The sequence below is a fragment of the Neorhizobium galegae bv. orientalis str. HAMBI 540 genome (genome assembly GCF_000731315.1).
Classification (GTDB): domain Bacteria; phylum Pseudomonadota; class Alphaproteobacteria; order Rhizobiales; family Rhizobiaceae; genus Neorhizobium; species Neorhizobium galegae.
In genome coordinates this window covers 591,339-607,439 of record NZ_HG938353.1, presented here as the reverse complement: position 1 = coordinate 607,439, position 16,101 = coordinate 591,339, and the positions used below count along the sequence as shown (strand labels likewise).

Here is a 16,101-nt window from a genome sequence, read left to right as displayed (position 1 = left end):
CCCCGATCATTTCCCACGCCGCAGCCTTCTATCGGGACAGCACGTTCAAGAGCTATCGAGGGACAAAAAACTAGAGATAATAACGGGTAATAAATAATATACATCGTCGTTTGTCAGGAATGAGAGGCGAAAAGCGCTGTTTCAATACGGTGCAGCCTCCCCAAAAATATGAAAATGCATATTTCGAGTTGACGAAATCGTGATCTTGCCCCCTAATTCCCAGGGGTCTCTGAATGCGCCCCACAAACTACACCCCGCCTTTCGATCCACCGAAAGGCGGGTTTTCTTTTTTTCGCCTGAGTTCCCTACCCTCTCCGGGAATGGATCAGCCGGTGAATATATTCCAGTTTCACCATGACGGCCTGCGACAGCACGAACGGATAGAGATCCGGCTGGCCCATCGAGCGGTGGATGCTGTTGAGTGCCATGCTGAATGGCACCCAGGCGGAGACAAGCTGCTCCGCATCACGCGCCGCATAGGGGTTGAAGGCCACTTCCGCCGCCATTTCCGCATGGCCGCGCGGCTCGATCACCATGCCATAGGCACGGGCGGTCTCCAGCGTGTCGACGATGTGCAGATAGTGGGCGAAGCACTCGGCGAAATCCTCCCAGGGGTGGGTGCTGGCATAGGTGCTGATGTAGAAATCCTGCCAGCCGGACGGCGGGCCCTGCTCATAATTTCTCTGCAGCGCAGCGCCGTAGTCGAGGTTCTCGTCACCGAAGATGGCGCGGAATTCCCCCAGCCTGCCGCCGTCGCGCACCAGCTTGTCCCAGATATAATGACCGGTCTCATGGCGGAAATGTCCGAGCATGGTGCGATAGGGTTCGTTCATCGAGACGCGCACCTGCTCACGGGTCGCATCGTCGGCCTCGGCGGCGCGGATGGCGATCAGTCCGTCCTCGTGACCGGTCATGGCCGGCACGACGGTGCCGTCAGGCTGCACCGCGTCGATCAGGAAATCGAAGACGAGGCCACCCTGGGGATCCTCGTCGCGATTGGTGTGCGGCAGGTTCCAGCGCAGAAGCGAATAGAAGAGATGCCGTTGCGCCTGGCTGATGCGCCGCCACTGGCTGAGGCCGACCTCGGTCGAGGCATCCGGAACCAGTCGGTTATGCCGGCATGCGGGGCAGAACGGATGCGGATCGTCAGCGCTGACCGTCCAGTTGCAGATGTCCATCGCCGCATTGGCGCAGTGTCGCACCTTGTAGTCCGGCCGGGCGACAAGATGCCATGTTTCCTCCCCTTCATCCTGTACGAGAGCATGCATGGCCAGGTGCTCCGGGACGAAAGCCAGCCGGTGGCCGCAGTTGACGCAGGAGCGATTGTCGAAATGGATGGTCTGGCCGCAATGATCGCAGTCGTAGAGGCGCATGGAATGTCCGTCGGTTTCAAGGGGGCGGATACAGAAAACCTGCTCCGGCCGGAGCCGGAACAGGTTCGCATTCTAACCTTGTAGCGTAACCGTTACATGCGGTCGACAACGCCCTTTGCGGCATCCTTGACCTTGCCCTTGGCCTGCTGCGCATGGCCCTTGGCTTCCTGGCCAGCACCCTTTGCCTTGAGCTTCGGATTGTCGGTCATATCGCCGGCCGCCTGCTTGGCCTTGCCTGCCATTTCATTGGCCTTGCCGGCCATCTTGTCACTGGTGCTGCCCATCATGCTTCTCCTTCACGAGGACGTCCATCGTCCTGCTGGGAAAAGAACTCCGGGCTGGAGGCTTCGTTCCGCAAATCTTTTCAAATTGAACGATCAGGCGTGGCCGGCTTCGCTGGAGAGCATTTCCGGGCTGACACCGAGCAGCGCCAGGGCACGTTCGTATTTGCCCTCCAGCGCCCGGTCGAAGATCAGTTCGTCGCTGGCGGGGCAATTCAGCCAGCCGTTATTGGCAATCTCGAGTTCCAGCTGGCCGGCGCCCCAGCCGGCATAACCGAGCAGCATCGTGGCGCGCGCCGGTCCCCGCCCGTCGCAGATGGCGCGGATGATATCGAGCGTGGCGGTCAGCGAGATGTCGTCACTGACGGGAATGGAGGATTCGCTGACAAAGTCGTCCGAATGCAGCACGAAGCCGCGGCCGGTCTCGACCGGACCGCCTGACAGGATCGGGAAATCGCGGGTCTGCAGCGGCAGCATGATCGTGTCGGCCTGATCCATGATCTTCAGGTGGTGGAGGACGTCCGTGAAGGAAATCTGCTGGGCGCGATTGATGATGAAACCCATCGCGCCGGCCTGCGAATGGGCACATATATAAACGACGGCACGGGTGAAATTGCTGTCCTGCATGCTTGGCATGGCAATCAGGAACTGTCCGTCCAGGAAGCCCCGTTCGCTCTTGTCCCCGAGGGTCGAGAAAGACATGATGCCTCCAGCCTGCCTTCCGGCGCAGCCAACGGGCAGGAGAGCGTCGATTGCAATTCCATCAAGATGGGGCAGTCGGGCCGATCAATCAACCGAAAATGATCGGCTCGTGACTGGTTCGGACAGGGCCAATCAGTTAAACGCTTGGTCGATGAAGAGAATTTCGCTGAGCAGCATGCCCTCTCGCGCGCCGACCGTGGTCGCCGCGTGCATCACTGTGGGCGCTGTCCTGGGCATTGCCTCGATGAGCTGCGCCGAGACCACGCCATGGGCGAGCAACGAGGGCGGCCGCATGCGGATCGTGGCGATGCCGCCGGAGCCCGACGGCACGGTGCGCGGCGCGCTGCAGATCGAACCGAAAGCCGGCTGGATCACCTATTGGAAGGAGCCGGGCGATGCCGGCATTCCGCCGCAGATGGTGTTTTCCAAGGCAAGCGGCGTGACGCTGAGCAGCATGAGCTATCCCGTGCCGAAGCGGATCGACAATGGCAAACTGCGCGACATAGGCTACGACCATGCGGTCGCCCTGCCCTTCGAGCTGAAGATGGAAGATCCCGGCAAGCCCCTGAACCTCGGCGCCTCCGCCTTCGTCGGTCTTTGCCGCAATATCTGTATTCCCTTTCAGGCGGAATTCTCGTTGCAGCTCGGGGCCGTCAAAGGCACGCCGGTCGAAGAGGCGATGATCCTCAATGCCGCGACGTCAGAGCTCCCGGAAGCACCATCGGATGATTTCGCCGTCACCCATTATGCGATGACGCAGGGGCGCGACAACCTGAGCCTGAAGCTGAAGCTGCCGCCCGGCAGCGTGGTGCCGCCGCAGGTGATCGTCACCGGTCCGCAAGGCCATGTGCTCTTCGACGGCGTCAACGGCCGGCGCGACGGCGACGCCTACGCGCTCGACATGCCGGTCGGCAAGCTGCCGAAGAATTACGACATCAGGGGCAAGCGCTGGGGCATTCTCGTGATCGCCGGCAACCGGGCCATGGAAACCTCGCTCGCCTTCGAGTGACGTCACTTCCTGTTGATCGGATCTGCCGCCGGAGACCTGTTGCGTGCGGCCCTCTCCCTTGTCTTGACGCAAGTCCGCTCTATAGTGCGCCGCGAATGGCGGGCCTGAGACAGGCGCTCGCCCAACCGAGGAGAGCCCCATGACGATTGCCATCGGCGACAAACTTCCCACAGCCAAGTTCAAGGAAAAGACCGCGGACGGCCCGGTGGAGATCACCACCGAACAGCTTTTTGACGGCAAGAAGGTCGTGCTTTTCGCGGTGCCTGGCGCATTCACCCCCACCTGCACGCTGAACCACCTGCCGGGCTATCTCGAAAACCGCGACACGATCCTTTCCAAGGGCGTGGACGACATCGCCGTTCTCTCGGTCAACGACTGGCATGTGATGGGCGCCTGGGCGACCCAGACGGGCGGTCTCGGCAAGATCCACTTCCTGGCCGACTGGGACGGCGCATTCACCAAGGCGCTCGGCCTCGACGCCGACCTTTCCGCCGGCGGCCTCGGCGTGCGCTCCAAGCGTTATTCGATGCTGGTCGAAAACGGCGTCGTGAAGTCGCTCAACGTCGAGGAAAGCCCCGGCCAGGCCACCGTCTCCGGCGCTGCCGCGATGCTGGAACAGATCTAAGCCTGGGTTTGTATTTCGTTTGAGGAGGGCGCCTGCGGGCGTCCTTTTTGTTTTCGAGAGGGAGAGGATGGGGCCGGGCCCATCTTCATTCCTGTGCTTGTCACAGGAACCCCGCAGCGCAATGTCCGCGGGACGCACTTCCTCCTTCGCCATCCTTCCGCCACATTTGTTATAACATAACACGTAATGTTATTACATCAATGGCAACTGCAATGGCACGATTTTCTCCCTCCTCCAGCCTTATCGGCAGTTCCGCTCTCGGTCGCCTCGTCTATGTCGCGCTGCTCCTCGGCCTGCTCTGGCTGGCGATCGAGTGGGCTGTGATGCTGCCGTGAGCGCCCTCCTCACGCTCGATAATCTCACGGTCACCTACGACCGTCATCCCGCCGTCCATCACGTATCGGGTTTCTTCCGGGCCGGCAGCCTGACTGCGATTGCCGGGCCGAACGGCGCCGGCAAATCGACGTTGATGAAGGCGATCATGGGCGAGTTGAGGCCGGCGGAAGGGCGGCTGCGGCATCAGCTTGCGCGCAGCGATTTCGGCTATCTGCCGCAAGCGGCGGATATCAACCGGCGTTTTCCGATCTCGGTCCTCGATACGGTGCTGCTCGGCGCGTGGCGGCATACCGGGGCGTTCAAGGCGAACGGACCGAAGGAATACACCCAAGCGGCGGAGGCGCTCGCGGCCGTCGGCCTTAGCGGTTTCGACCGGCGGCCGATCGGCTCGCTCTCGGCCGGGCAATTCCAGCGGGTGTTGTTTGCGCGCCTCCTGCTTCAGGATGCCAAAGTCATCCTGCTCGACGAGCCTTTTACGGCGATCGATGCGCGCACGACCCAGGATCTGCTCGACATTGTCGCGCACTGGCATGGCGAGGGCCGCACCGTGATCGCCGTGCTGCACGACCTCGAGCAGGTGCGGACCCATTTTCCCGAGACCCTGCTGCTGGCGCGCGAATGCATCGCCTGGGGGCCGACGGCGGAGGTGATGTCGGCCGGCAATCTTCTGAAGGCGCGGATGATGGCCGAGCGATGGGACGACGGCGCCGGTATCTGCGAACCGCCGGTCGGTGGCGCTTCGACCAACGGGGTTGTCGCATGAGCACCTATGATCTGCTGATCGCGCCGTTTGCCGATTACGGCTTCATGCGCCGGGCGCTGGTCGCCTGCCTCTGCCTGGCGCTCGGCTCAGGACCTATCGGCGTTTTCCTGATGCTGCGGCGCATGAGCCTGATGGGTGATGCAATGAGCCATGCGGTGCTGCCGGGTGCGGCGATCGGCTACCTCGTCGCCGGTTCGCTGTCGCTGACCGCGATGGGGATCGGCGGACTTGTGGCGGGGCTTTCCGTGGCGCTGCTTTCCGGCTTGGTCAGCCGCGTCACGGTGCTGCAGGAAGACGCGAGTTTTGCGAGCTTCTACCTGACTTCGCTGGCCTTGGGCGTGCTGATCGTCTCGCTGCGCGGCTCCAACGTTGATCTCCTGCACGTGCTGTTCGGCACCATTCTCGCCATCGACGGCCCCGCGCTCGTCCTCATCGGCTCGATCACATCGGTGACGCTGGTCACCCTGGCGATCGTCTACCGGCCGCTGGTGGCGGAATGTTTCGATCCGGGTTTCCTGCGCACCGTTGGCGGCCGCGGGCCGGTCTATCACGCGCTGTTCCTGCTGCTCGTCGTGCTCAACATGGTGGCGAGCTTCCAGGCGCTCGGCACGCTGATGGCGGTCGGGCTGATGATGCTGCCGGCAGCGATCGCGCAGCTTTGGGCCCGCAGCCTGACCGCGATGATGGCGCTTGCCGCCGCCGCGGCCGCTGTCTCCGGTTATGTCGGGCTGATCGCCTCCTACCATCTCGAACTCGCCTCCGGCCCCACGATCATCATGACGGCAGCGGTGATCTACGGCTTTTCCATCCTCTTCGCACCGTCCGGCCTTGCTCGGCGGCTCTTTCCCCGCCCGCATCTCGCAGGCTGACTTCAAGGAGACTTCGATGATATCCCGCAGACTGCTTCTCTCCGCCGCCATTCCCGCCCTCATGGCCTTTTCCGCGGTGCCTGCCTTCGCTGACACGCTGAAAGTCGTCGCCTCCTTCACGGTGCTCGGCGATGTCGTCTCCCAGGTGGGTGGCAAACACGTGAAGGTGACGAACCTCGTCGGCCCGAACGGCGATCCCCATGAATTCGAGCCGTCGCCGGCGGATGCCAAGAACCTCAAGGCGGCGCAGGTGGCCTTTGTCAGCGGCGAAGGCCTGGAAGGCTGGATGGACCGGCTGATCACGGCATCGGGCTATAGGGGCAAGCCCATCGTCGTCTCGCAAGGCGTCAACACCCGCACCATGGACGAAGACGGCAAGACAGTGACCGATCCGCATGTCTGGAACAGCCCCGTCAACGTGAAGGTCTGGGTCGCCAATATCGAAAAGGCGCTGTCGGAGGCAGATCCGGCCGATGCGAGCGCCTTCAAGGCGAATGCCGAGGCCTATCTCCAGAAGCTCGACGCCATGAATGCCTACGCGCATTCCAAGTTCGACGCGGTACCGGCCGACCGCCGCAAGGTGCTGACCAGCCACGACGCCTTCGGTTATTTCGGCCGCGAATACAATGTGAGTTTTTTGGCGCCGCTCGGCCTCTCGACCGAAACGGAAGCCTCAGCCGCCGACGTCGCCAAGCTGATCGAGCAGATCAAGGCCGAGGGGGTGAAAACCTATTTCCTCGAAAACTCCAACGATCCGCGGCTGGTGAAGCAGATCGCCAAGGCGACCGCTGCCCAGCCGGGCGGCGAGCTTTATGTCGAATCGCTCTCGGATGCCAAAGGGCCAGCACCGACCTATGAAAAGATGTTCCGCTACAATGTCGACCAGATCGCCGCGGCGATGGCGAAATCGAGCTGATCCCACAAGGGGAGGCTGCGGACAAACGCCCGCGGCCTTTCTTCAGACTGCCATATCGAAGACCAGAAGCCCGGACAGACCGCCGTCCGCAGAACCGATGATCCGGTCGCCGACAGCTACGTGGTCCGGATGGACGAGATAGGCGTCGCGCGCCTCGGGGTTCTCGAAAGTCACGATGAACCCATCGAGGAAGCCGCCGTTCAGGCCTTCCGGGGAAACGTTCTGGCCGAATCTGACGTCGACAATTCCGGGCGTGACGTTCTTGAGCGCTGCAACAGCATCAAAGATCGACTGTTTTTCGGCCTGCTGGATGGCCGCCTTGAAGCGGATGAATACGCAATGCAGGATCATGGACCGGCCTCCCCGAGTTGTCTGCGGCAGAATAGTGACTGATGCTTCGAGCGCAACAGCGGCTCAGACGATTTCCAGAAGAAGGGCACGATGGTCGGAAACTTCCGGCTCCTCGACCACATCGAAATTCTCGACCTTCACATCCGGCGTCACCAGCAGATAGTCCGCATATCGCCCATCCTTCGGATACCAGGAGGTGCGGGTATCGGTGAAGCCGCGGGTGGTGACGAGATCGGTGAGGCCGAGTTTTCCGAGAATGGCGAAGGTCTCGCTGCCGGGCAGCAGATTGAAATCGCCGCAGACGACAAGCGGTTCACCCGGCTGCCAGACCTTTTCGATCAGCGCGACGAGAGCATGCGCCTGTGCCAATCGTGCCGGCGTATCGCCCTTGCCGGCAAGATCCCGCAGCCCGTGCATCTGCACGATCGTCACGCCCGAGCCAGTATCGTAGCGGTGGATGCGGACGGCATGGGCGTTGCGGGGACGCGGATGGTCGCCGAAGCCGGAAAGCGGGAAGTCACCGTGGATGAAACCCTGCACCTGGTCGATCACCGACAGGTCCTGTCGGACAAAGGTGGCCAGCCCCCATTCGGATATCACTTGGCGATCGCCATCGTAAAGCGGGCCACGCGCGGCAGGGGCGAAAAACGCGCGGTGCCCGGGCAGGATCTCCGTCACGTCCTCCAGCAGGCTGGCACGCTGGGGCAGCTCGAAATCGCCTTCGCGAAAGGTCAGCCAGCCGCCGTCATATGACGCGACATGGGTGACTTCCTGCAGGCAGAGCACATCCGGATCGGTGTCCTTGAGATATTGCATCAGCGGCGCATGGACGCGGCCGCCCCAGGCGTTGAGAGAGATCAGGCGCAAGGTCATTGTTCAGCGCTCCGCGGAGACCATGAGGATCATCGGGCGGTCCATCTCCTCGGCAAGTGCCGGATTGGCGGCAATCTGATCCGGCGAGGGATGCCATTCGATGACCCGGCGAATGGCAAAACCGCCATCGATCAGCGTATTCAGCGTCGTGCCGATGGTGCGGTGATACTTGACGACGCCCTTGGCGAGCCAGTCGGTCGCGCGCCGGCCCTCGACCGAATAACCATCCACCGGCCAGAATTTTTTGCCCGCCTCATCCGTCCGCCAGCCGGGATTCCGGGAGGCCATGTAGATCGGGTGCTCGATGGTGAAAACGAACTTTCCACCCGGCACGAGGGCGGAATGAACCTCAGCCACCAGCCGGCCGAAATCCTCCAGGTAATGGAAGGCGAGCGAACTGTAGGCGAGATCGAAAGCCCCTGCCGACAGTTCGACCCGCTCCAGATTGGCGATTTCATAAGTGATGGCCGGATGAGCGTTTTCCGTCCGAGCCTTGGCGATCATGTTTTCCGAGAGATCGAGGCCGAGCACGGAGGCGGCGCCCTCCGCCGCCGCAAAACGCGAGAACCAGCCGAAACCGCAACCGAGATCGACGACGCGCCGGCCGGTCATCTCAGGCAGCAGCGTCCTGATTGCCGGCCATTCGGCGGCGCCGGCCAGCCCATGGACCGAGCGCCCGAGCTGGCTGTAGCCTTCGAAGAATTCCGGCGTGTCATAGACGTTCTGGGCCATCGATCCTCTCCGAGGCTTTGGCAGGCTATCTCTTCTTGAACGGTGCCATGCCGAGGCGAGCAAGCTCGTCGGCGCGCTCGTTTTCCGGATGGCCGGCATGGCCCTTCACCCAGTGCAGCGTCACCTTGTGCTTGTTCCGCGCTTCCTCAAGCTGCTGCCAGAGTTCGGCGTTCTTCACCGGCTTCTTGTCGGCAGTCTTCCAGCCGTTCTTCTTCCAGCCGAAGATCCACTTGGAAATGCCGTCCATCACATATTTGCTGTCGGTGTGAAGGTTGACTTCGCACGGGGTTTTCAGCGCGTTCAGCGCGGAGATCGCCGCCATCAGTTCCATGCGGTTGTTGGTCGTATCGGCCTCGCCGCCGAACAGTTCCTTTTGCGTGTCGCCGTGACGCAGGATGGCGCCCCAGCCGCCCGGGCCGGGATTGCCGGAACAGGCGCCGTCGGTGAAAATCTCTACCTGCTTCATGATGCGGACAGTCTTTCCTCGACCAACCCGTATTCGGTGGCCGATGTGATTTGGCGGTGGAAGCGCAGCTTGCGCAGATATTCGAGCGGATCCTTCTTGACCACCAGCGCGCCGGCCGGCGTCGTCAGCCAGTCGTAGAGCCTCGTCAGGAAGAAGCGCAGCGCCGAACCGCGGGCCAGGATCGGCAGGGCTTCGATCTCGGCTTTATCAAGCGGGCGGACGCTCTGGTAACCCTCGATCAGCGCCTGGCCCTTGGTGAGGTTGTAGGCGCCGTCCTTTTCGAAACACCAGGCGTTCAGGCAGATCGAGACATCATAGGCGAGCAGGTCGTTGCAGGCGAAATAGAAGTCGATCAGGCCGGACAGCTCGTCGCCGAGAAAGAAGACATTGTCCTGGAAGAGATCCGCATGGATGACGCCGGCGGCCAGGTCCTTCGGCCAGTTCCTGCCCAGGTGATCGAGCTCCGATGAGATCTCCTCCTGCAGGCCGGTTTCGACCTCGTCGGCGCGCGCTGCGGACTTTTCCCAAAGCGTCTTCCAGCCCTCGACGGAGAGCGAGTTCGGACGCGTCAGCTCGAAATCCTGACCGGAGAGGTGCATCCGGGCGAGCGCCTTGCCGACCTCGCGGCAATGTTTCGCCTCGGGTTTACGCAGCCACATGCCTTCGAGGAAGGAGATGAGCGCAGCCGGCCGGCCGGACAGGGTGCCGTAGAGGCCCCCGTCATTGCGCGGCAGGGGCAGCGGGCAGGACAGGCCGCCGGCTGCCAGATGCTGCATCAGGCCGAGGAAAAACGGAAGATCGCGCTCATCCGTCCGCTTTTCGTAGAGCGTCAGGATCAGCGGATCACGGGTCGTGTGTAGCAGGAAATTCGAATTCTCGACGCCTTCTGCAATCCCCTTGTAGGAGGTCAGTTCGCCGACATCGTATTCGGTCAGGAACTGCTTCAGGTCGTCTTCGGTGATATCGGTATAAACGGCCAAGGTGGTCTCACGGTGCGTGGGAAAACGGAGTATTCAGTTCAAGGGCACACCCCCCTCTGTCACTTCGTGACATCTCCCCCTCAAGGGGGGAGAGATGCCCGGCCCTTGAGGGAGAGATGCCCGGCAGGGCAGAGGGGGGTGCTCCAGGCCACACTCGCTCACGCCCGCGCTCCATTCACCCAGGCCATATCGTCGACCGTCAAAGGCACGTTGCGCAGCTCGCGGTTGACGAGGAAGTTTTCGGTTTCTTCCGCGGTGATCGCCAGCTCGATCTCGGCGTCGAAACGATCCTTGAAGGCAGCGATGATCTCGTCGACGATGACTTCCGGAGCAGAGGCACCGGCGGAAAGGCCGAGCGTGCCGATGCGGCCGATTTCGTCCCAGTTCAGTTCGGAGGCGCGTTGCACCAGGAGGGACCGCTTGGCCCCTGCCCTTAGCGCCACTTCGACAAGCCGCTTGGAGTTCGACGAGTTCGGTGCGCCGACGACGATGAAGAGGTCACAGCCGGGGGCTGCTTCCTTCACCGCTTCCTGGCGGTTGGTGGTGGCGTAGCAGATGCTGTCGGCGGAAGGCGCGGTGAGGTTCGGGAAACGCTCCTGCAGCTTGGCGATGACGCCTGCGGTATCGTCGACCGAGAGCGTCGTCTGGGTGACATAGCCGAGATTGTCGGGGTCCTCGGGGACATAAGCTTCCGCATCGGCGATCGTATCGATCAGCGACACCGTGCCCGGCGGCAGCTGGCCCATCGTGCCGATCACTTCCGGGTGGCCGGCATGGCCGATCAGCACCACATGGCGGCCCAGGCGCTGGTGGCGCATCGCCTGCTTGTGGACTTTCGAAACCAAAGGGCAAGTGGCATCGAGATAAAAGAGATTGCGGGCCTCCGCATCCTCCGGCACCGATTTCGGCACGCCGTGGGCGGAGAAGACGACCGGCTGCTTGCGGTGTTCGACGGGGATCTCGTCCAGCTCCTCGACGAAAATTGCGCCCTTGGCTTCCAGCCCTTCGACCACATAACGATTGTGGACGATCTCGTGGCGGACATAGACCGGGGCGCCATACTCCTTCAGCGCCAGCACAACGATCTGGATCGCCCGATCGACGCCGGCGCAGAAACCGCGCGGGCCGCAGAGGCGGATCTTGAGCGGGCTTTTTTCTAGAATGGATGATGCCATCAAATCAGGACGCCAGGACTGTCAACACGAGAGCGAGAATGGCCGGGCCGCCCTGGATGAGCAGGATGCGCGGCTTGACCGACCACGCGCCATATATAGCGGCAATGATGACGCACACAAGAAAGAAGAGCTTCAATTGGAAGGCGAAGGCGGGATCGGCCTGTAGCAGCGACCAGAAAAGGCCGGCCGCCAGGAAGCCGTTGTAGAGCCCTTGATTGGCGGCGAGAACCTTCGTCGTCGCGGCCTGTTCCGGCGACATGCGGAACACTTTTCGGCCGGTCGGGCCGGTCCAGAGGAACATTTCGAGGACGAGAAACCCGACATGCAGAAGCGCGGTCAGCGCTACAAAAATATTCGCCAGAAGTGTCATAACGTCGCCCCGATTCCCTCGACCCTTCGACAAGGCTATCCCAATTGCGGATCTCAGGCCATGCGAGCTCAGACGCGCTTGCGGCGAAAAACCATGCCGATAACGACCGCGACCAGGGCCGCCGCCAAACCGTACCAGGTGACGGCATATTGCAGGTGGCTGTTCGGCAGGTCGAACTGAGTGACGCCGCCCTTCGGCCAGCCGCCGGGATTGGCGACCGACGCGTCGGCATCCACGAAGAACTGGAGGACCTTGCCCGCATCGATGCCGGTGGTCGAGGCCATCGCATCGAGATCCTTCCAGTAGAAGATGTTCTTGGCGAGATCGTTGTCCGGGACGATCGAGGACGGCTTTTCGCCGAGCCGCACGCGGGCGTAACCGGTGACGGTCTGCTGGCCGGCAACCTCTCCGGCGGGGCGGGTCTTCTGGTCCTTCATCTCGTAAGGCACGAAACCGCGGTTGGCGAACAGGACGCGGCCATCGGCAAGCGTCATCGGCGTATAGACATAGAACCCGGTCTGACCGTTGAAGGTCGCGAAGAAATGCCGTTCCTTCGGGTGATCGAACGTGCCGGTAACCGAGACGCGGCGATATTCGATATCGCCGCCGGATTTCCCGATTGCTTCGATATCGGAGAGCTGGACGGGTGCAGCCGCCCGCCGCTCGGCGATATCGGCGAGCAGCCCTTCCTTCCAATGCAGCCGCTCCACCTGCCAGGTGCCGAGCGACAAAAGGATGACCAACGCCGCCAGCACCGCGATCACAGTCGCGATCATCCGGCCGCGGGCCGGCGTGTCAGGCCTAGTCTTCGTCTGAATGTTCATGGATCAAACCAGTTCGATGCGAAGCGTTCTTCCGACAGCCGCGGCGGCGCGGCGAAGCGTGAGCAACGTGACGGACGGATAATGCGGATCGAGCAGCCGATCGAGTTGCTGGCGGCTGGAATGCATGCGTTCCGCCATGGCCTTCTTCGTCAGCCCCTTCTCAGCCATCGCCGCCCGAACCTGATCGGCGATCACCTGTTTCAGGGCAACCGCCTCGGTTTCCTCCAAGAGACCGTCGGCATCGAGGAAGTCATCGAAGCTTTCGGTTCTGTCGACATAGCCTTTCGCGTCGTTCATGCGTCTATCTCTCTTTTTCGTTTCAAGGCCAGATCGATGTCCTGCGCCGGCGTCTTTTGCGTTTTCTTTTCGAACCCGTGCGGCAGGATCATTTCTTCCTCATGAATGAAGAAGATCACTCTTACGATGCGGCCCGAAGACAGGTTGCTTCGAACTTCCCACAGACCATGACCGAGCGACCGGCAATAGGGCATTCCGAGCGGCCATCCGAATTCGACGCGCTGGATATCGATGCCGATCTGCCGTCGGTCTTCGCGGGAAAGCTCCATTAGCCAATCGCGGACGGGCTTACGGCCGCTTCCGGTCGCATAAAACCGCCCGATAATCTTCTTCAGCGCCCCAGCCATCCAACACCAATGTAACAAATTTGGGACATTCCGTAAACGAAAAAGGGCGGCTCGTCGCCGCCCTCTCCGAATTCATATCAACCCGATCAGTGGGCCAGCGGCGCGCCCCAGCCACCCCAGACGTAGATGGCGAAGAACAGGAACAGCCAGACCACGTCGACGAAGTGCCAGTACCAGGCGGCGGCTTCGAAGCCGAAATGCTTGGTGGGCGTGAAGCCGCCGGCAATCGCGCGCAGCAGGCAGACCAGCAGGAAGATCGTGCCGATCAGCACGTGGAACCCATGGAAGCCGGTCGCCATGAAGAAAGTTGCACCGTAGATCGAGTTCGAGAACGCGAACGGAGCGTGCATGTACTCGTAAGCCTGGACGCTGGAGAACAGGATGCCGAGCGCAACGGTGAGCGCCAGGCCGGTGACCAGGCCCTTGCGGTCGCCGTGCAGCAGCGCATGGTGAGCCCAGGTGACGCAGGTGCCCGACAAAAGCAGGATGACGGTGTTGTAGATCGGCAGGTGCCAGGGATCGAGAACCTCGACGCCCTTCGGCGGCCACTGACCGCCGAGGAATTCGACGCGGGTCGCCTGAATCGCCTCGTTGGCATAGAGGCTCGCATCGAAGAAGGCCCAGAACCAGGCGACGAAGAACATCACTTCGGAAGCGATGAACATGATCATGCCGTAGCGCAGGTGCAGCGAGACCACGCGGGTATGGGCGCCGGCATCGCCTTCCTTGATCGTGTCCGACCACCAGCCGATCATCGTATAGAGGATGATCGCAAGACCGACGAAGAAGAGCCACGGCGTGGCAAGATCCAGACCAAAGATGTGGAACTGGCCGCCATGCAGGTAGCGCATGTAACCGACACCACCAAAGGTGATGATAAAGGCGCCGATCGAAGCCAGGATCGGCCACGGGCTCGGATCGATGATGTGGTAGTCGTGATTTTTCTGATGCGCGTCGGCCATGTCAGAATCCCCGGATGAATGCCTGCTTCGCCGGAAAACCGGCGAACCCTCTTAAAGTTTCCCCACGCCTGTGTTCTGGGTGCCCGTCTTCTGGGCGCCCGCCTTCTGGCCTTCCGGCAGAGCGGCGACCGGTTTGCTCGGCTCGCTCGGATAGAAGGTGTAGGACAGTGTGATCGTCTTGATGTTCTTGGTCTCTGGCGCCGTGGCGAGCTCCGGGTCAACGAAGAACACCACCGGCATCTGGACCGACTGACCGGGCTGCAGCGTCTGCTCGGTGAAGCAGAAGCACTCGACCTTGTTGAAATAGGCGCCCGCTTCCATCGGCGTGACGTTGAAGACGGCGCTGCCTGTCGTCGGCTTCGACGATCGGTTGGTGGCGCTATATTCGATCTGCACGGTCTCGCCGATCTTCGGGCTGACTGCCTTGGCGGGCTTGAACTCCCAGTTCAGGCCCGGCGAAATGTTGGCGTCAAACGTCACCTGGATCGACTTGTTCAGGATCTTGTCGGAATACTGCTCGACGCGCTGGGTGGTGCCGTTATAGCCGGTGACCTGGCAGAACAGCCGGTAGAGCGGCACGGATGCATAGGCGGCGCCGACCATGCCGGCCACGAAAACAGCGCAGCCGGCGAAGATCGCGGCGTTGCTGACCCGTTTTGCCTGACCGTTCTGAATTCCGTCCGCCATCGGTTCCATCCTAGTTCCCGACCCCGCCGATTTTCACCAGCGTCATGATGTAGAAGAGGACCACGAGCCCGGCGAGAACCAGGCCGAGCGCGATATTGCGGTTGCGGCGCGACTTCTTCTGGGCTTCGCTGAGCTTGACTGTCTCGATCACAGCAAGCCTCCCAGGAGGTGCGGCACCCCCGCCAGCAGCCGGTCGGCCAGCAGGCCCGAGAAGATCGCAAAGAGATAGATGATCGAATAGGCGAACATCTTCTTCGCCGGCATCATCTTTTCGTCGCCGTCTGGCATGCGCCGGACGGCGATGGAACAGATGATGAAGATCGCGCCAAGCACGGCGGCGAAGATGCCGTAACCGAGGCCGGCAAGACCGGTGAAGGTGGGAGCGACCGCAATGACAGCGGTCAGCACAGCATAGACGATCATCTGGTTCTTGGTGGAGGCTTCGCCTGCAACATTCGGCATCATCGGCACGCCGACCGAGCCGTAGTCGCGCATCTTGAAGAGCGCGAGCGCCCAGAAATGCGCCGGCGTCCACAGGAAGATGATCAGGAACAGAAGAATGCTGTCGAGCGACACGCCGCCCGTCACGCAGGCCCAGCCGATCATCGGCGGGAAGGCGCCGGAAGCGCCGCCGATGACGATGTTCTGCGGCGTCGAGCGTTTCAGCCACATCGTGTAGACGACGGCGTAAAAGAAGATCGTGAAGGCGAGCAGGCCGGCTGAAAACCAGTTGACCGCGAGGCCAAGGATGACCACCGAGAAAACTGATAGCGTCAGGCCGAAGGCGAGCGCTTCCTGCGGCAGGATGCGGCCAGCGGGGATCGGGCGCTTGGCGGTGCGGGTCATAATGGCGTCGATATCGGCGTCATACCACATGTTGAGCGCGCCTGAGGCGCCGGCGCCGACCGCGATGCAGAGAATGGAAATCACGCCGAGGACCGGATTGATGTGGCCTGGCGCCAGAATGAGGCCGGCGAATGCGGTGAAGACCACGAGCGACATCACCCGGGGCTTCAGGAGCTCGAAGAAATCGCGCGCACTCGCTTCCGAGAGGCGTGAGCCTCCATCGGAGCCGAGAGCGTCGTGATTGTCCATAACCGTCATTGAACCGTCCTGTTTGGTATTTCAAGGCATCGCGCTGCCGCGATGCCCTTCTTCAAAGA

The 16,101-nt window shown here is 61.9% G+C and carries 23 protein-coding genes; 6 read left to right on the top strand and 17 right to left on the bottom strand.

From position 1 onward, the window contains the following. Positions 1-305: 305 nt before the first annotated feature. From RG540_RS02895 to RG540_RS02885, 3 genes are all read right to left on the bottom strand, one after another. Positions 306-1,373, bottom strand: coding sequence for a zinc-binding metallopeptidase family protein (locus tag RG540_RS02895; RefSeq protein ID WP_038584316.1), 1,068 nt, complete (start codon positions 1,371-1,373; stop codon positions 306-308). A 92-nt stretch (positions 1,374-1,465) separates the two neighbouring features. Next, entirely contained in the window at positions 1,466-1,657 is a 192-nt protein-coding gene (locus RG540_RS02890; RefSeq protein ID WP_038584314.1) for a CsbD family protein, read from the bottom strand. Between the two features lie 93 nt (positions 1,658-1,750). After that, a complete protein-coding gene (locus RG540_RS02885) occupies positions 1,751-2,356 on the bottom strand; it encodes a YqgE/AlgH family protein (protein WP_038584311.1) in 606 nt (201 codons plus the stop codon). 151 nt (positions 2,357-2,507) lie between these two features. Between RG540_RS02885 and RG540_RS02880 the strand changes: the two genes are divergently transcribed. From RG540_RS02880 to RG540_RS02860, 6 genes are all read left to right on the top strand, one after another. After that, a complete protein-coding gene (locus RG540_RS02880; RefSeq protein WP_244446612.1) occupies positions 2,508-3,365 on the top strand; it encodes a protein-disulfide reductase DsbD domain-containing protein in 858 nt (285 codons plus the stop codon). Between the two features lie 139 nt (positions 3,366-3,504). After that, a complete protein-coding gene (locus RG540_RS02875; protein ID WP_038584305.1) occupies positions 3,505-3,990 on the top strand; it encodes a peroxiredoxin in 486 nt (161 codons plus the stop codon). A 212-nt stretch (positions 3,991-4,202) separates the two neighbouring features. Then, positions 4,203-4,325: a hypothetical protein gene (locus RG540_RS33440; protein WP_255759163.1), complete on the top strand. Its 123-nt coding sequence runs from the start codon at positions 4,203-4,205 to the stop codon at positions 4,323-4,325. Next, the gene (locus RG540_RS02870) at positions 4,322-5,089 is read left to right on the top strand and encodes a metal ABC transporter ATP-binding protein (RefSeq protein WP_038584302.1); all 768 of its coding nucleotides are present in this window, start codon (positions 4,322-4,324) and stop codon (positions 5,087-5,089) included. Before RG540_RS33440 ends, RG540_RS02870 begins: the two co-directional genes overlap by 4 nt. Beyond that, positions 5,086-5,958: a metal ABC transporter permease gene (locus RG540_RS02865; protein WP_038584300.1), complete on the top strand. Its 873-nt coding sequence runs from the start codon at positions 5,086-5,088 to the stop codon at positions 5,956-5,958. The genes RG540_RS02870 and RG540_RS02865 overlap by 4 nt, the downstream gene beginning before the upstream one ends. 16 nt (positions 5,959-5,974) lie before the next feature. Beyond that, complete coding sequence (locus RG540_RS02860) at positions 5,975-6,874, top strand: metal ABC transporter substrate-binding protein (RefSeq protein WP_038584298.1); 900 nt, start codon at positions 5,975-5,977, stop codon at positions 6,872-6,874. Between the two features lie 42 nt (positions 6,875-6,916). Here RG540_RS02860 and RG540_RS02855 read toward each other — a convergent pair whose 3' ends face one another. From RG540_RS02855 to RG540_RS02790, 14 genes are all read right to left on the bottom strand, one after another. Next, positions 6,917-7,225, bottom strand: coding sequence for a Dabb family protein (locus tag RG540_RS02855; RefSeq protein ID WP_038584296.1), 309 nt, complete (start codon positions 7,223-7,225; stop codon positions 6,917-6,919). A gap of 63 nt (positions 7,226-7,288) precedes the next feature. Then, positions 7,289-8,098 (bottom strand): endonuclease/exonuclease/phosphatase family protein, encoded by an 810-nt coding sequence (locus tag RG540_RS02850; protein ID WP_174479275.1) that lies wholly within the window; start codon positions 8,096-8,098, stop codon positions 7,289-7,291. Positions 8,099-8,101: 3 nt separating this feature from the next. Continuing rightward, positions 8,102-8,830, bottom strand: coding sequence for a class I SAM-dependent methyltransferase (locus RG540_RS02845; RefSeq protein WP_038584293.1), 729 nt, complete (start codon positions 8,828-8,830; stop codon positions 8,102-8,104). A 25-nt stretch (positions 8,831-8,855) separates the two neighbouring features. Beyond that, positions 8,856-9,296, bottom strand: coding sequence for a ribonuclease HI (gene rnhA, locus RG540_RS02840; RefSeq protein WP_038584290.1), 441 nt, complete (start codon positions 9,294-9,296; stop codon positions 8,856-8,858). Further along, positions 9,293-10,276: a homoserine kinase gene (locus RG540_RS02835; protein WP_038584287.1), complete on the bottom strand. Its 984-nt coding sequence runs from the start codon at positions 10,274-10,276 to the stop codon at positions 9,293-9,295. Before RG540_RS02835 ends, rnhA begins: the two co-directional genes overlap by 4 nt. Before the next feature lie 158 nt (positions 10,277-10,434). Further along, positions 10,435-11,451 (bottom strand): 4-hydroxy-3-methylbut-2-enyl diphosphate reductase, encoded by a 1,017-nt coding sequence (ispH, locus tag RG540_RS02830; RefSeq protein WP_038592944.1) that lies wholly within the window; start codon positions 11,449-11,451, stop codon positions 10,435-10,437. A 4-nt stretch (positions 11,452-11,455) separates the two neighbouring features. Continuing rightward, positions 11,456-11,821, bottom strand: coding sequence for a DUF1304 domain-containing protein (locus RG540_RS02825; protein WP_038584284.1), 366 nt, complete (start codon positions 11,819-11,821; stop codon positions 11,456-11,458). A gap of 68 nt (positions 11,822-11,889) precedes the next feature. Further along, positions 11,890-12,645: an SURF1 family protein gene (locus RG540_RS02820; protein WP_038584281.1), complete on the bottom strand. Its 756-nt coding sequence runs from the start codon at positions 12,643-12,645 to the stop codon at positions 11,890-11,892. Between the two features lie 3 nt (positions 12,646-12,648). Further along, positions 12,649-12,942 carry an XRE family transcriptional regulator gene (locus RG540_RS02815; protein WP_038540641.1) on the bottom strand — a complete coding sequence of 98 codons (294 nt, stop codon included), beginning with the start codon at positions 12,940-12,942 and terminating at the stop codon, positions 12,649-12,651. After that, entirely contained in the window at positions 12,939-13,289 is a 351-nt protein-coding gene (locus tag RG540_RS02810; RefSeq protein ID WP_038584279.1) for a type II toxin-antitoxin system RelE/ParE family toxin, read from the bottom strand. Before RG540_RS02810 ends, RG540_RS02815 begins: the two co-directional genes overlap by 4 nt. A gap of 86 nt (positions 13,290-13,375) precedes the next feature. Continuing rightward, positions 13,376-14,251 carry a cytochrome c oxidase subunit 3 gene (locus RG540_RS02805; RefSeq protein ID WP_038584277.1) on the bottom strand — a complete coding sequence of 292 codons (876 nt, stop codon included), beginning with the start codon at positions 14,249-14,251 and terminating at the stop codon, positions 13,376-13,378. A gap of 51 nt (positions 14,252-14,302) precedes the next feature. After that, positions 14,303-14,938, bottom strand: coding sequence for a cytochrome c oxidase assembly protein (locus RG540_RS02800; protein ID WP_038592941.1), 636 nt, complete (start codon positions 14,936-14,938; stop codon positions 14,303-14,305). A gap of 10 nt (positions 14,939-14,948) precedes the next feature. Beyond that, positions 14,949-15,089, bottom strand: a complete 141-nt coding sequence (locus RG540_RS32225) for a hypothetical protein (RefSeq protein WP_162182788.1) — start codon at positions 15,087-15,089, stop codon at positions 14,949-14,951. Continuing rightward, on the bottom strand, positions 15,086-16,042 hold the full coding sequence (locus RG540_RS02790; protein WP_038584276.1) for a heme o synthase: 957 nt from the start codon (positions 16,040-16,042) through the stop codon (positions 15,086-15,088). The genes RG540_RS32225 and RG540_RS02790 overlap by 4 nt, the downstream gene beginning before the upstream one ends. Between the last annotated feature and the right edge of the window lie 59 nt (positions 16,043-16,101).

Bases quoted from the DNA above. Each gene is read 5' to 3' on its own strand.
- ispH (WP_038592944.1), bottom strand. From the start codon at position 11,451: ATGGCATCATCCATTCTAGAAAAAAGCCCGCTCAAGATCCGCCTCTGC.
- RG540_RS02875 (WP_038584305.1), top strand. From the start codon at position 3,505: ATGACGATTGCCATCGGCGACAAACTTCCCACAGCCAAGTTCAAGGAA.
- RG540_RS02880 (WP_244446612.1), top strand. From the start codon at position 2,508: ATGAAGAGAATTTCGCTGAGCAGCATGCCCTCTCGCGCGCCGACCGTG.
- RG540_RS33440 (WP_255759163.1), top strand. From the start codon at position 4,203: ATGGCACGATTTTCTCCCTCCTCCAGCCTTATCGGCAGTTCCGCTCTC.
- RG540_RS02895 (WP_038584316.1), bottom strand. From the start codon at position 1,373: ATGCGCCTCTACGACTGCGATCATTGCGGCCAGACCATCCATTTCGAC.
- RG540_RS02850 (WP_174479275.1), bottom strand. From the start codon at position 8,098: ATGACCTTGCGCCTGATCTCTCTCAACGCCTGGGGCGGCCGCGTCCAT.
- RG540_RS02800 (WP_038592941.1), bottom strand. From the start codon at position 14,938: ATGGCGGACGGAATTCAGAACGGTCAGGCAAAACGGGTCAGCAACGCC.
- RG540_RS02810 (WP_038584279.1), bottom strand. From the start codon at position 13,289: ATGGCTGGGGCGCTGAAGAAGATTATCGGGCGGTTTTATGCGACCGGA.
- RG540_RS02890 (WP_038584314.1), bottom strand. From the start codon at position 1,657: ATGGGCAGCACCAGTGACAAGATGGCCGGCAAGGCCAATGAAATGGCA.
- RG540_RS02820 (WP_038584281.1), bottom strand. From the start codon at position 12,645: ATGAACATTCAGACGAAGACTAGGCCTGACACGCCGGCCCGCGGCCGG.
- RG540_RS02845 (WP_038584293.1), bottom strand. From the start codon at position 8,830: ATGGCCCAGAACGTCTATGACACGCCGGAATTCTTCGAAGGCTACAGC.
- RG540_RS02805 (WP_038584277.1), bottom strand. From the start codon at position 14,251: ATGGCCGACGCGCATCAGAAAAATCACGACTACCACATCATCGATCCG.
- RG540_RS02865 (WP_038584300.1), top strand. From the start codon at position 5,086: ATGAGCACCTATGATCTGCTGATCGCGCCGTTTGCCGATTACGGCTTC.
- RG540_RS02855 (WP_038584296.1), bottom strand. From the start codon at position 7,225: ATGATCCTGCATTGCGTATTCATCCGCTTCAAGGCGGCCATCCAGCAG.
- RG540_RS02790 (WP_038584276.1), bottom strand. From the start codon at position 16,042: ATGACGGTTATGGACAATCACGACGCTCTCGGCTCCGATGGAGGCTCA.
- RG540_RS02885 (WP_038584311.1), bottom strand. From the start codon at position 2,356: ATGTCTTTCTCGACCCTCGGGGACAAGAGCGAACGGGGCTTCCTGGAC.
- RG540_RS02815 (WP_038540641.1), bottom strand. From the start codon at position 12,942: ATGAACGACGCGAAAGGCTATGTCGACAGAACCGAAAGCTTCGATGAC.
- RG540_RS02825 (WP_038584284.1), bottom strand. From the start codon at position 11,821: ATGACACTTCTGGCGAATATTTTTGTAGCGCTGACCGCGCTTCTGCAT.
- RG540_RS02860 (WP_038584298.1), top strand. From the start codon at position 5,975: ATGATATCCCGCAGACTGCTTCTCTCCGCCGCCATTCCCGCCCTCATG.
- rnhA (WP_038584290.1), bottom strand. From the start codon at position 9,296: ATGAAGCAGGTAGAGATTTTCACCGACGGCGCCTGTTCCGGCAATCCC.